Origin of the sequence: Microbacterium sp. EYE_78 (assembly GCF_023149035.1) — a bacterium.
In the GTDB taxonomy this organism is placed as follows: domain Bacteria; phylum Actinomycetota; class Actinomycetes; order Actinomycetales; family Microbacteriaceae; genus Microbacterium.
Genome location: NZ_JAHXMY010000002.1, coordinates 1,339,318 through 1,352,471, shown reverse-complemented (window position 1 = coordinate 1,352,471; position 13,154 = coordinate 1,339,318). Strand labels below are relative to the sequence as shown.

The following is a 13,154-nucleotide window of genomic DNA, read 5'->3' as shown; positions in this document are numbered from 1 at the left end:
GAGCATGACGACACGAGCAACACGCGGCACCCGTCGTCGAACCGTCGTCGCGCTCGCGGTGATCCTGGTCGTCCTGGTCGCGTTCGTGGTGCGGCTGATCGACATCCAGGTCGTCAACGCGAGCCAGCACGTCGAGGACTCCTTCAGCGTCGGCATGAAGGTCACGGCCAATCTGGAGGGCGCGAGGGGCTCCATCGTCGATGAGCACGGGGTGCCCCTGGCCACGAGCACCCTCGTCTACAACGCCAAGCTCGATCCGAAGCTGGCCATCGAGGGCGTATCGGAACGCGACGCCCAGGGGCGGGTCGTGAAGGACGAGAACGGCGACACCGTCACCATCACATGGGATGAGATCGCCCAGCGCATCGCCGAGGTGACCGGGCAGGACGCCGCCGACGTGCGCGCGATCGTGACCGATGCACTGGAGCAGGACCCGAACAGCCGCTTCGCCTACCTCGACCAGAACATCTCCACGGCCGAGTACCGCGCGCTCGACGATCTCGGGCTGCCTTTCCTCAAGTTCGACTCCGTACAGTCCCGCGTCTATCCGAACGGCGCGGTCGCGGGCAACCTGCTGGGCTTCGTCGGGTCCGACGGGAAGCCGTTGGAGGGCGTCGAAGAGCTGCAGAACTCCTGCCTCACACCCGAGAACGGCTCGATCAGCTACCAGCGCGGAGCCGACGGTGTGCGGATCCCCGGTACTGCCGTCGAGAAGCCCGCGGTCAACGGCGGGACGGTCACCCTCACGATCGACTCGGATCTGCAGTGGTACATGCAGCAGTTGATCGCCGAGGAGACCGACCGGTACAAGGCGGACTGGGGCGGCATCATCGTCATGGAGACCGCCACGGGCAAGATCCGGGCGATGGCGGAGACCCCGACGGTCGACCCCAACGACCCCGGGGCCAGCGAGCCCGAGGATCGCGGATCACGGCTGCTCCGCTACTCCTACGAGCCGGGATCGACGTTCAAGCCCGTGACGGCAGCGACGGCGATCGAGCAGGCCGGCGCGACGCCGGGGACGACCGTGAACGTGCCCGATCGCATGGTCTTCGACAACGGCGCAGTCGTGAACGACTCCGAGAACCACGCGACCGAGGACCTGACCCTCACCGGCGGTCTCGTGACCTCGTCGAACGTGGCGATGTCGCAGTTCGGGGCCATGGTGGACAACCAGACGCGGTACGACTACCTGCAGAAGTTCGGCGCGGGTCAGCCGAGCGGCCTCGACTGGTCGGGGGAGCCCGAGACGACCCTGCGCCCCGCGGACGAGTGGGACAGCCAGACGAAGTACGCCACCACGTTCGGCCAGGCGTTCACCGTGACGGCCGTGCAGGTCGCCAGCGCGTACCAGACCTTCGCCAACGGCGGGGTCCGCATGCCGGCATCCCTCATCGAGTCGTGCACCCAGGCCGACGGCACCGTCGTCACGCCGGACCTGCCGGGGCCCGAGCGGATCATCCAGGAAAAGACCGCCGACGAGGTGTCGCTCATGCTCGAGAACGTGTTCGCGCAGGGCACGCTGGCCGAGGACATCGAGCTCCCCGGCTATCGCATGGCGGGCAAGACCGGCACCGCCCAGGTCTCCGACGGCAAGGGCGGCTACAAGCCGAACCTCTACTTCACGTCGCTCGTCGGCTTCGCCCCCGCGGACGATCCGCAGTATGTTGTCCTGACGGTCTTCGACGAGCCCAAGAAGCAGCGCATGTCGTCGGCCAACCGCTCGGTGTTCAAGAAGGCGATGGCGCAGGTGCTCACGCACTACCGCGTCATGCCGTCGGGTTCGGAGACCCCGCTCCTGCCCGTCACAGGCTGAGCCGAGCGCACGAGGAGACCCCCAGCATGATCCGGATGACGCTCGCCGAGGTGACGCACGCCGTCGGCGGCACCCTCCATACCCACGGGTCCGACACTCCCGAGACCGTCGTCTCCGGAGTGGTGGACACCGATTCGCGGGAGATGGGGCCGGGCTCCGTCTTCGTGGCGAAGCCGGGCGACGTGACCGACGGGCATCTCTTCGTGGGCGCGGCGGTCGACGCCGGCGCATCGCTCGCCATCGTGCAGCGGCAGGTCGACGCTCCCGTCTCGCAGATCGTCGTGGAGGACACCGTCGCGTCGCTCGCCTCCCTCGCCCGCGAGCTGGTGGCACGCGTCCGCGCACGGGGAGACCTCCGCGTCGTCGGCATCACCGGCTCGAACGGCAAGACCACGACGAAGAACCTGCTGGCCCGCATCCTCTCGGACGAGGGTCCCACCGTGGCGCCGCGCGCATCGTTCAACAACGAGGTCGGTGCTCCGGTGACGATGCTCCGGGTCGCGGAGGACACCCGATTCCTCGTCAGCGAGCTGGGGGCGTCACGGCCCGGCCGCATCGCCGAGCTCGCAGGCCTGATCACGCCCGACATCGGCGCCGTCCTGATGGTGGGTCTCGCTCACGCGGGCGGCTTCGGCGGCGTCGAGGCGACGCAGAAGGCGAAGACCGAGCTCGTCCAGGCCGTCCGTCCGGGCGGCACCGCCGTGCTGAACGCCGACGACCCTCGCGTGGCAGCCATGGCGGCCGTCGCGACGGAGCGCGGGGTCGCGGTCCGGTGGTTCGGGCGCGGACCGACGGCGGATGTGCGGGCGGAGGATGTCGAGGTCACCGCGTCGGGGACGACGGCGACGATCGTCACGGACGGCCGCCGCATCCCGCTCCGACTCCGCGTGCTCGGTGAGCACCACGTCATGAACGCCCTCGCCGCCATCACCGTCGCCCAGACGCTCGGCGTCGACGCCGCCGTCGCCGTGCAGCGCGTCGGCACCGTCGAGATCGCCGAGCGGTGGCGCATGCAGCCACTGGGCACCGACCGCATCCGGATCATCAACGACGCCTACAACGCGAGCCCCGACTCCATGGCCGCGGCCCTGCGGACAGTCGCGCAGATCACCGAGCCCGGGCAGCGCAAGGTCGCGGTCCTCGGCGCGATGAGCGAACTCGGCGAACAGGCGGGGGAGGAGCACGACCGCATCGGGCTGCAGGCCGTCCGCCTGCGCTACGAGCGCATCGTCGTCATCGGCTCCGCCGCCCGCCGCCTGTACCTGGCAGCGATCAGCGAGGGATCGTGGGACGGCGAGGCGGTCTTCTTCGAGACCGCGGACGAGGCGTTCGACTACCTGTCCTCCGAGCTGCGCGACGGGGACCGGGTGCTCGTGAAGTCGTCGAACTCCGCGGGCCTCAGGTTCCTCGGCGATCGTCTGGGAGAATCGTTCTCGTGAGATCACTCCTTGCCGCTGCGACGATCTCGCTGGCTTTCACCCTGTTCCTCACCCCGCTGTTCATCCGACTGTTCCGGAACATCGGGTGGGGGCAGGTCATCCGCACCCCCGAAGACGTCAACAACCCGAGCCACCACACCAAGCGCGGCACCCCCACGATGGGCGGCATCGTCTTCATCCTCGGGACGATCGTCGGGTTCCTGGTCGGCAGCTACACGGGCGGAACCGAGCCCACGGTGTCCGGGCTGCTCGTGATCTGGATGATGGTCGGCCTCGGCATCATCGGCTTCATCGACGACTACATGAAAGTCCGTTCGCAGCGCAGCCTGGGCCTCTCGGGGTGGCGCAAGATCGTCGGTCAGATCGCGGTCGCCGTACCGTTCGGCGTGATGGCGCTGAACTTCCCGAACGCGTACGGCGAGACCCCGGGGTCGGCCTACATCTCGTTCTTCCGCGACATCCCGACCCTGTCCTTCATGGTGCTCGGTCCCGTCATCGGATGGATCCTCTACCTCCTCTGGATCTCCTTCCAGAGCGTCGCGTGGTCGAATGCGACCAACCTCACCGACGGACTGGACGGGCTCGCCACGGGTGCCGGCATCTTCACGGTCTCGGCCTACAGCCTCGTGTCCTTCTGGCAGCTGCAGCAGCGTTGCCACTCCGCGGCCCTCGTGACCGAGTACACCTCCGCGTGCTACGACACCCGCGACCCGATGGGTCTGACGATCATCGCCGCGTCGTTCGTCGGGGCACTCATCGGGTTCCTCTGGTGGAACGCACCCAAGGCCAAGATCTTCATGGGCGACGTCGGCTCCATGGCCATCGGCGGCGTCGTGGTCGCGATGGCCGTGCTGAGCCGCACGCAGATCCTCGCCGTCATCATCGCCGGCGTCTTCATCATCGCGCCGGCCTCGGTGATCCTCCAGCGCTACTACTTCAAGGCGACCGGGGGGAAGCGTCTGTTCCTGATGAGTCCGTTCCATCACCATCTCGAGATGCGCGGGTGGCCCGAGATCACCATCGTCGTCCGGATGTGGCTGATCGCCGGCATCCTCGCGATCTTCGGCGTCGCACTGTTCTACGTCGGCTGGCTGGCGGCGATATGACCGCCCGGCTCGACGACCTCGTCAGCTGGAACGCGGATTGGAAGGGGCTGCGCGTCGCCGTCCTCGGCCTGTCCATAACGGGTTTCTCCGTCGCTGACACGCTCACCGAGCTCGGTGCGGACGTCCTGGTCGTCACCGAGGTCGCCGAGGGGGAGTACGCGCGCCTGGTCCCCGTCATCGGCGCGCGGCTCTGGGAGGGGCCCCTGGATGCCGCTCCCGACGCGCTCGTGGAGCACCGGCCCGACGTCGTCATCGCCTCGCCGGGTTTCGCGCCGCACCATCCCGTCATCGCGTGGGCGCTCAGCGCCGGCATCGCGGTCTGGGGTGACCTCGAACTCGCCTGGCGGGTGCGCGACAAGGTCGTGCGCGCCGACGGGACACCCGCCGATTGGATCCTGATCACTGGGACGAACGGCAAGACCACGACGACGCAGCTGACGGCGACGATGCTGGTCGCGGGCGGTCTGCGCGCGGCGCCGTGCGGCAACATCGGCGTGCCGGTCCTCGACGCCGTCCGCGACCCCGCCGGCTTCGACGTCCTGGTCGTCGAGGTCTCCAGCCATCAGCTGTGGTACTTGAGCCTGCAGAGCGGGCCCGACCGGGTGTCGCCGCTCGCCAGCGTCTGCCTCAACCTCGCGGCGGATCACCTGGAGTGGCACGGCTCGTTCGACGCGTACCGGGACGCCAAGGCGTTCGTCTACCAGCACGCCCGCGTCGCCTGCGTCTACAACAAGAGCGACGTCGCGACCCGCGAGATGGTCGAGGACGCGGAGGTCGTCGAAGGATGCCGCGCCATCGGCTTCGACCTCGGCGTCCCCGGGCCGAGCGACCTCGGCATCGTCGACGGCATCCTCGTCGACCGTGCGTTCCTCGAGGAGCGACGCACCAACGCGCTCGAGCTGACGACCGTGGACGACCTCGCCGCGGTGGGGCTCGCCGCCCCGCACGTCGTCGCGAACATCCTCGCCGCCTCCGCGCTCGCGCGGTCGGTGGGAGTAGCTCCCGCGGCCATCCGGGATTCCCTGTCGACCTTCCGTCTCGACCCGCACCGCATCGAGGTCGTCGCGACGGCCGACGGTGTGACGTGGGTGGACGACTCGAAGGCGACGAACCCGCACGCGGCCTCCTCGTCGCTGCAGGCCTACCCCGGTTCGGTGTGGGTGCTCGGAGGACTCCTCAAGGGCGTCGACATCGCCGAGCTGATCGCCTCCCGCGGCCCCGGGGTCAGGGCGGCGATCGTCATCGGGGTCGAGCGCGGCGAGATCACATCGGCGTTCGCGCGACACGCGCCGACGGTGCCCGTCTACGAGGTCGACCACACGCAGACTGAGGACGTCATGACCGAGGTGGTCGCACTCGCTGCGGGCGTCGCGCGTGACGGAGACGTGGTCCTCCTCGCTCCGGCAGCCGCGTCGTTCGATCAGTTCGCGTCCTACTCGGATCGAGGACGGCGGTTCGCCGCCGCAGTGAACGAACGGATCGGGAGGGCCGCCGGTGACCACGACGACCGACCGACCCGTCCCGGCGGATCCGGCTGACCGCGGCGGTCCGTTCACCGCGCGCGTCGGCCTGGGGAAAGGCCTCAGCCCCGTCCCGAGCGAGTTCCTGCTCCTCGCGTCGACCGCGCTGATCCTCACGATCTTCGGGTTGGTGATGGTGCTGTCCGCCACGATGGCCACGTCGTCGGATGACGGTCCGTTCCAGACCGTGATGCGCCAGGCCATGTTCGCCGTCCTCGGCGTCCCGCTGATGTTCGTCTTCAGTCGATTGCCCGTGCGGTTCTGGAAGCGGGTGTCGTGGATCGCTCTGGGCGCTGCGCAGGCGTTCCAGCTGTTGGTCTTCACCGGCCTCGGATACGAGTTCGACGGCAACCGCAACTGGATCTCGATCGCAGGTGTGCAGGCGCAGCCCTCCGAGTTCCTCAAGCTGGCCTTCGCGCTCTGGCTCGGCTACGTGCTCTACCGCAAGCACACGCTGCTCGGGAACTGGCGTCACGTCTTCATCCCGGTGGTCCCGGTCTCCGCCCTGGTGATCGGATCGGTCGTCGCAGGACGCGACCTGGGCACGGCGATGGTGCTCGTGCTCATCCTGCTCGGCGCCCTGTTCTTCTCCGGTGTCAAGCTCCGCATCTTCGTGATCCCACTGATCCTTGCAGCGGGCATCGTCGCGTTCCTGGCCGTGACGAGCCCGAACCGGATGCGGCGCATCCTGAGCTTCCTGAATCCGGACTGCCTCTCCGATTACTACGGCGACTGCTACCAGCCCCTCCACGGCATCTGGGGTCTCGCCAGCGGCGGGGTCTTCGGCCTCGGCCTCGGGAACTCCCGGGAGAAGTACGCGTGGTTGCCCGCGGCATCCCACGACTACATCTTCGCGATCGTCGGCGAGGAGCTCGGCCTCATCGGATGCGTCGTCGTCCTCGCACTGTTCACGCTGTTCGCCGTCGGCGCGTTCCACGTCATCCGCAAGACCGACGACCCGTTCATCCGCATCGCGGCTGGCGGCATCACGGTCTGGGTCATCGGGCAGGCGCTCATCAACATCGGCGTCGTCCTGCGGGTCTTCCCTGTCCTGGGCGTCCCGCTGCCGTTCATGTCGCAGGGCGGCACGTCGCTCGTGTCGGTGCTGATGGCCTGCGGCGTGCTCCTGGCCTTCGCGCGCACCCTCCCCACGTCGCAGCCCGGAGTGTCGGCCGCCCGCAGGTAGGCTCGATCCGGTGACCACGTACCTCTTGGCCGGCGGCGGTACTGCCGGGCACGTGAACCCCCTGCTGGCCGTCGCCGATGCGCTCGTCGCCCGTGAACCGGACGCGACGGTCCTCGTCCTCGGCACCCGCGAAGGCCTCGAGGCCAGGCTCGTCCCGCTCCGCGGCTACGAACTGCTGTTCGTCGACAAGGTCCCGTTCCCGCGTCGTCCCGATGGTGCCGCCGTGCGGTTCCCCGTGCGGTTCGGTCGCGCGGTGCGACAGGTCCGCAACCACATCCGGGAACGGCGCGTCGATGTCGTCGTGGGGTTCGGCGGCTACGCATCGGCGCCCGCATACGTCGCCGCGTCGCGGGCGCGCATCCCGGTGGTGGTGCACGAGGCGAACGCCAAACCCGGTCTGGCCAACGTCCTCGGCGCCCGGCGGGCCGCGGCATCCGGCGTCGCCTTCGAGGGCACGCCGCTGCGCGGCGCCGAGGTCGTCGGCATGCCGCTGCGCCCCGAGATCGTGCATCTCGACCGCGAGGCCATGCGTGCCGAGGCGGCAGCGGCGTTCGGACTCGACGCCGATCGACCGGTGCTGCTGGTCTTCGGCGGCTCCCTCGGCGCGTTGCGGCTCAATCGGGCGTTCGCCGACGCGTGGCGCGACGTCGTCGACGCGGGGTGGCAGATCCTGCACGCGGTGGGGGAGCGCAACGACCTGGCCGATCCGGGCGATCCCGCCTACCGGCTCGTGCCCTACATCGACCGGATGGACCTCGCCTTCGCCCTCGCCGACGTTGTCGTCTCACGCTCGGGGGCGGCGACGGTGAGCGAGATCACGGCGCTCGGCATCCCGGCGGTCTACGTTCCGTACGCGGTCGGCAACGGCGAGCAGGCGCTCAACGCCGCGTCCGCGGTCCGGGCCGGAGCCGCTGTCCTCGTCCCCGACGCGGAGTTCACCGGCGACCGCATCCGCTCGGTCGTCGTGCCTCTGCTCGGAGATGCGACGGCGCTCGAGAGGATGCGAGCCGCGACCACCGGTGTCGGGACGCGGACGGGCAGTGAGAACGTCCTCGCCCTGATCGACCGCGCGCTCGGCCGCTGACGCCGACGCAGCGCGCCGCAGCGTCCGTCGAGGCGGCCCGACCTAGACTTGACGGGCCATGATTCGACCCGATCTCTCCCAGCCCATCCCGGAGCACATCACCGCCGCCCACTTCATCGGGATCGGCGGTTCCGGGATGTCGGGCCTCGCCGGGATGTTCCTCGATCGGGGCATTCGGGTCTCGGGTTCCGACCGCTCCGACAGCGCCGCGATGCGAGCGCTCGAGGATCGCGGTGCGACGGTGGCCGTCGGTCACGACGCAGCGAACCTCCCCGCCGACGTGGATGCGGTGATCTTCACCGGCGCCATCTGGCCGGAGAACCCGGAATACCTGCTGGCGAAGGAGCGCGGCGCGGCGATCCTCCACCGCTCGCAGGCGCTGCACTGGCTGATCCGCGGTCGCCGTCTCGTCAGTGTCGCGGGTGCGCACGGCAAGACGACCTCGACCGGCATGATCGTCACGGGTCTTCGCGGCGTCGGTGCGGACCCCACATTCGTCAACGGCGGCGTCATCGCCTCACTCGGCGTCTCGAGCGCGACCGGCTCCGACGACCTCTTCGTCATCGAGGCGGACGAGTCCGACGGTTCCTTCCTCCTCTACGACACCGCCGTCGCGCTGATCACCAACGTCGACCCGGACCACCTGGACCACTGGGGCTCGCGGGAGGCCTTCTACGACGGGTTCGTGCGATTCGCGGATGCCGCGACGCAGGCGGTCGTCATCTCGTCCGACGATCCCGGGGCGCGCGAGGTGACGGCGTCGCTCTCGCACTCGCATGTGGTGCGCTTCGGCACTGCGGAGGACGCGGACGTCCGCGTCTCGGACATCGTGACGGAGGGGCCCGTCGCCTTCACCCTGAGCCATGCGGGGGAGTCCGTCCGCGGGCGGCTCGCCGTCCCCGGCGCCCATAACGCGGTCAACGCCGCAGGTGCGGTGGCGGTGCTCCTGACCCTCGGCCACGAGCTCGAGCCCGCGCTGCGCGCGGTCGAGGAGTTCGGCGGGACCGTGCGGCGATTCGACCTCCACGGGGTGCGCTCGGGCGTCAGCGTGTACGACGACTACGCGCACCACCCCACCGAGGTCGCGGCTGCGCTCGACGCCGCGCGTTCCGTCGTCGGCGAGGGACGCATCATCGCGCTCCATCAGCCGCACACGTACTCGCGGACGCAGGCGATGTTCCGTGAGTTCGCGGATGTGCTCGAGACCCACGCCGACCACACGGTGGTCCTCGACGTCTACGGCGCGCGCGAGGACCCGGTGCCGGGTGTGACGGGGGCGCTCGTCAGCGGCGCCTTCGCCGACCCCGATCACGTCCGATTCGTCCCGGACTGGGCCGACGCGGCACGGTACGCGGCCGGTGTCGCCGGCCCCGGCGACTACATCATCACGCTCGGATGCGGCGACGTCTATCGCATCATCCCCCAGGTCCTCGACGCGCTCGGACCGGAGCAGGACTGACCATGCGGCGGCCGTCCCCGCTGCCCGCGACGCCTCCCGAACGCCGCCAGCCTGCGGCTGCTCGCGAGCACCGCGCCGTCGCAGCGCCGTCGCAAAGCGCCCGCGACGAGGCGGAGGCCGTCGGGTCCGACGCCACCGAGACCACCCCGCTCAAGGACCTCGGGCCCGCAGCGTCCGGTCGGCTCGCACCCGTCATCGGATTCGCGCAACCGGCGGATCCCACCGCGGCATCCAGTGCGGCTGCGGTCGGATCATCGTCGGATGCGCCCGCAGGTCCGGGGGTCGACACGTCCGACCGTCCGGTCGGTGTGCGGGACGTGTGGGCCGCGGCGCGGGCTCGCAGGCGTGCGCTTCGCCGCGAGGTGCGTCGCTTCACGGTGCGCCAACGGCGGCGTCGCTACGCCTGGATCGCTGCCGCTGGGGCGGTCCTCCTCGTCGGTCTGGGTGCGGTCGGCGCCGCGTACAGCCCGCTCTTCGCCGTCGAGGAGATCACGGTGGTCGGCACCGACCGCCTCGATGCCGACGCCGTCGAGGCATCCCTCGCCGCTCAGCGGGGCACGCCGCTCGCGCTCGTCGACTCCAGCGCGGTCAAGGCCGCCCTCGTGGGCTTCCCCCTCGTCGAGACGTACACCATCGAGGCGCGGCCGCCGCACGAGCTGGTGGTCAGGATCGTCGAGCGGATGCCGGTGGGCGTCGTGTCCTCGCGGGCGGGGTTCGCGCTCGTCGACGCCGCCGGGGTCGTCCTCGCGACCGCTGCGGAGGCTCCGGAAGGGTACCCGGTCATCGACGCGGCGGGCGGCCCGGGCTCCCGCACGTTCCGTGCGGTCGGGTCCGTCTACCGCTCCCTGCCAGCGGATCTCCGTCCGCAGGTGACGAAGATCACCGCGACCACTCCGGAGGACGTCACCCTGACGATCGACGGGGCGAAGATCGTGTGGGGCAACGCGGACGACGCCGTCGAGAAGGCCCGGAACCTGACGGCGGCGATGGTGGAACGGCCCCCCGCCGACGTCGACGAATACGACGTGTCCTCTCCGGGCGCGGTCGTCGTGCGCTGACTTCGGATCCGATCACGCGACACGCCGCCGCCCTGCGGGGGCGGCGCTCCCGCGCCCGTACCTTCGGAATCAGGAATTGCATACTCGGCAATTCTTTAAACCTCTGGTTGAGGTTGAAGGTTTGCACTCGAGGTTCAGGACGATACGGAGGCCGGCGTGAGCCAGAACCAGAACTACCTTGCTGTGATCAAGGTCGTTGGCGTGGGCGGTGGCGGTGTCAACGCCGTCAACCGCATGATCGAGCTCGGCCTGCGCGGCGTCGAGTTCATCGCCGTCAACACGGACGCCCAGGCGCTGCTCATGAGCGACGCCGACATCAAGCTCGACGTGGGTCGTGAGCTGACCCGCGGTCTCGGCGCCGGCGCCGATCCCGAGGTCGGCCGACGCGCCGCCGAGGACCACGCCGAGGAGATCGAAGAGGCCCTCGCGGGTGCCGACATGGTCTTCGTGACCGCAGGCGAGGGCGGTGGCACCGGCACCGGTGGCGCTCCCGTCGTCGCGCGGATCGCGAAGTCGATCGGTGCCCTCACCATCGGTGTCGTGACCAAGCCCTTCTCCTTCGAGGGACGCCGCCGTCAGACCCAGGCCGAGTCGGGCGTCTCGAAGCTGAAGGAAGAGGTCGACACCCTCATCGTCGTCCCGAACGACCGCCTGCTCGAGATCAGCGACCGCGGTATCTCGATGATCGAGGCGTTCGCCACGGCCGACCAGGTCCTCCTCGCCGGTGTCCAGGGCATCACCGACCTGATCACGACCCCCGGTCTCATCAACCTCGACTTCGCCGACGTCAAGTCGGTCATGCAGGGCGCCGGATCCGCGCTCATGGGTATCGGCTCCGCTCGCGGTGCCGACCGCGCCATCAAGGCCGCCGAGCTCGCGGTGGAGTCGCCGCTGCTCGAGGCATCGATCGAGGGTGCGCACGGCGTGCTGCTCTCGATCCAGGGCGGGTCGAACCTCGGCATCTTCGAGATCAACGACGCGGCGCAGCTCGTCAAGGAGGCCGCGCACCCCGAGGCCAACATCATCTTCGGCACGGTCATCGACGACACGCTCGGCGACGAGGTGCGCGTCACGGTCATCGCCGCCGGGTTCGACGGCGGTGAGCCGCAGGTCAAGGTCGAGCCGATCACCGCGAGCCGCCCGGCATCCGCTCCGGTCCTGCCGCCGCTCCCGGCCGACACCGTCGCCCGCGACCTGGCGGCAGCGGAGACCGGGAACGTCAAGGAATCGGTGTCGGTGTCCGCACCGTCGTCCTCGTCGGACTACGAGTCCGCCTTCGGCGACGACGACCTCGACATCCCCGACTTCCTGAAGTAACCCCGGTGGATCTGCGTTCGCGGCTCGCCGACGTCGATGCGCGCATCTCGGATGCCGCACGGTCGGCGGGCCGCGATCCGTCCGGGATCACGCGCATCGTCGTGACCAAGTTCCACCCCGTCGGCCTCGTCGAGGAGCTCGCTGCCCTCGGGGTGGCGCACGTCGGCGAGAACCGGCAGCAGGAGCTCACGGCGAAGCGTGCGGACTACGCGGGCGCACCGCTGACCTGGCACTTCATCGGCCAGGCGCAGACGAACAAGGCGCGGGCGGTCCGCCGCGCTGCGGATGCCGTGCACTCGGTGGACCGCACCCGACTGGCCGACGCGCTGCACGCAGCCGACGGCGGTGACGGGGGCGTCCTCGATGTCCTGGTCCAGGTGAACCTGACCGACGATGCCGGCCGCGGGGGAGTGGATGCCGCCGGCGTCGCCGAACTCGCCGAGCACATCGCGGGCGCCTGCCCGTCACTGCGACTGCGCGGCGTGATGGGTGTCGCGCCGCTCGACGAACCGCCCGCCGACGCCTTCGCCCGCCTGGCGTTGTGCGCCGACACCGTCCGCGGCATCGTCCCGGACGCAGATTGGATCTCCGCCGGGATGACCGGCGATTTCGCCGAGGCGATCGCGGCGGGTGCGACACACCTGCGGATCGGTTCGGCAATCACGGGCCCGAGGCCCGTGCACGGATAGCCTCGACAACAGACGAGCAAACGGAGGATGCGATGTCGAACCCGCTCAAGAAGACGATGGTGTACCTGGGCCTCGCCGACGAGGAAGAGGTCTACGAGGAGCCCGCTCCCCGACGGGAGAAGCAGGTGGAGAACAAGACCGCACCGGTGACTCCGATCCACCGTCCGGCCGTCGTCCGACAGCCCGCTCCCGCCACCGTCAGCGAGATCGTCACGGTCCACCCGAAGCAGTACCGCGACGCGCAGGCGATCGCCGAGAACTTCCGCGACGGCATCCCGATCATCATCAACCTCTCGCAGATGAGCGACGCCGACGCGCGGCGCCTCATCGACTTCGCGAGCGGGCTGTCGCTGGGTCTCTACGGTCGTATCGAGCGTGTGACGAGCAAGGTCTTCCTGCTCTCGCCCGAGAACGTCGCCGTGTCGGGCGAGGGGGCGATCGCTCAGGGCGACGCCGACTCCGCCCCGTTCACCCACTGAC

General features: G+C 69.8%; 11 protein-coding genes. All 11 read left to right on the top strand.

The genetic code is table 11. The features are described from left to right. Positions 1-4 precede the first annotated feature (4 nt). The 11 genes from KZX17_RS13705 to KZX17_RS13655 all read left to right on the top strand — a co-directional run bounded on the left by KZX17_RS13705 (position 5) and on the right by KZX17_RS13655 (position 13,153). On the top strand, positions 5-1,816 hold the full coding sequence (locus KZX17_RS13705; protein ID WP_248174625.1) for a penicillin-binding protein 2: 1,812 nt from the start codon (positions 5-7) through the stop codon (positions 1,814-1,816). A gap of 26 nt (positions 1,817-1,842) precedes the next feature. After that, the gene (gene murF / locus KZX17_RS13700; RefSeq protein WP_248174623.1) at positions 1,843-3,255 is read left to right on the top strand and encodes a UDP-N-acetylmuramoyl-tripeptide--D-alanyl-D-alanine ligase; all 1,413 of its coding nucleotides are present in this window, start codon (positions 1,843-1,845) and stop codon (positions 3,253-3,255) included. Continuing rightward, positions 3,252-4,361 (top strand): phospho-N-acetylmuramoyl-pentapeptide-transferase, encoded by a 1,110-nt coding sequence (mraY, locus tag KZX17_RS13695; RefSeq protein ID WP_248174621.1) that lies wholly within the window; start codon positions 3,252-3,254, stop codon positions 4,359-4,361. The genes murF and mraY overlap by 4 nt, the downstream gene beginning before the upstream one ends. Continuing rightward, positions 4,358-5,899, top strand: coding sequence for a UDP-N-acetylmuramoyl-L-alanine--D-glutamate ligase (gene murD / locus KZX17_RS13690; protein WP_248174619.1), 1,542 nt, complete (start codon positions 4,358-4,360; stop codon positions 5,897-5,899). Before mraY ends, murD begins: the two co-directional genes overlap by 4 nt. Then, a complete protein-coding gene (gene ftsW / locus KZX17_RS13685) occupies positions 5,856-7,067 on the top strand; it encodes a putative lipid II flippase FtsW (RefSeq protein ID WP_248174617.1) in 1,212 nt (403 codons plus the stop codon). The genes murD and ftsW overlap by 44 nt, the downstream gene beginning before the upstream one ends. A gap of 10 nt (positions 7,068-7,077) precedes the next feature. Beyond that, on the top strand, positions 7,078-8,151 hold the full coding sequence (locus KZX17_RS13680) for a UDP-N-acetylglucosamine--N-acetylmuramyl-(pentapeptide) pyrophosphoryl-undecaprenol N-acetylglucosamine transferase (RefSeq protein WP_248174615.1): 1,074 nt from the start codon (positions 7,078-7,080) through the stop codon (positions 8,149-8,151). Between the two features lie 58 nt (positions 8,152-8,209). Continuing rightward, complete coding sequence (gene murC, locus KZX17_RS13675) at positions 8,210-9,610, top strand: UDP-N-acetylmuramate--L-alanine ligase (RefSeq protein ID WP_248174613.1); 1,401 nt, start codon at positions 8,210-8,212, stop codon at positions 9,608-9,610. Positions 9,611-9,612: 2 nt separating this feature from the next. Next, complete coding sequence (locus KZX17_RS13670) at positions 9,613-10,668, top strand: FtsQ-type POTRA domain-containing protein (protein ID WP_248174611.1); 1,056 nt, start codon at positions 9,613-9,615, stop codon at positions 10,666-10,668. A 156-nt stretch (positions 10,669-10,824) separates the two neighbouring features. Next, on the top strand, positions 10,825-11,985 hold the full coding sequence (ftsZ, locus tag KZX17_RS13665; RefSeq protein ID WP_248174609.1) for a cell division protein FtsZ: 1,161 nt from the start codon (positions 10,825-10,827) through the stop codon (positions 11,983-11,985). A gap of 5 nt (positions 11,986-11,990) precedes the next feature. Then, complete coding sequence (locus tag KZX17_RS13660; protein WP_248174607.1) at positions 11,991-12,674, top strand: YggS family pyridoxal phosphate-dependent enzyme; 684 nt, start codon at positions 11,991-11,993, stop codon at positions 12,672-12,674. A 32-nt stretch (positions 12,675-12,706) separates the two neighbouring features. Further along, on the top strand, positions 12,707-13,153 hold the full coding sequence (locus KZX17_RS13655; protein WP_248174605.1) for a cell division protein SepF: 447 nt from the start codon (positions 12,707-12,709) through the stop codon (positions 13,151-13,153). The last annotated feature ends 1 nt before the right edge of the window (position 13,154 follow it).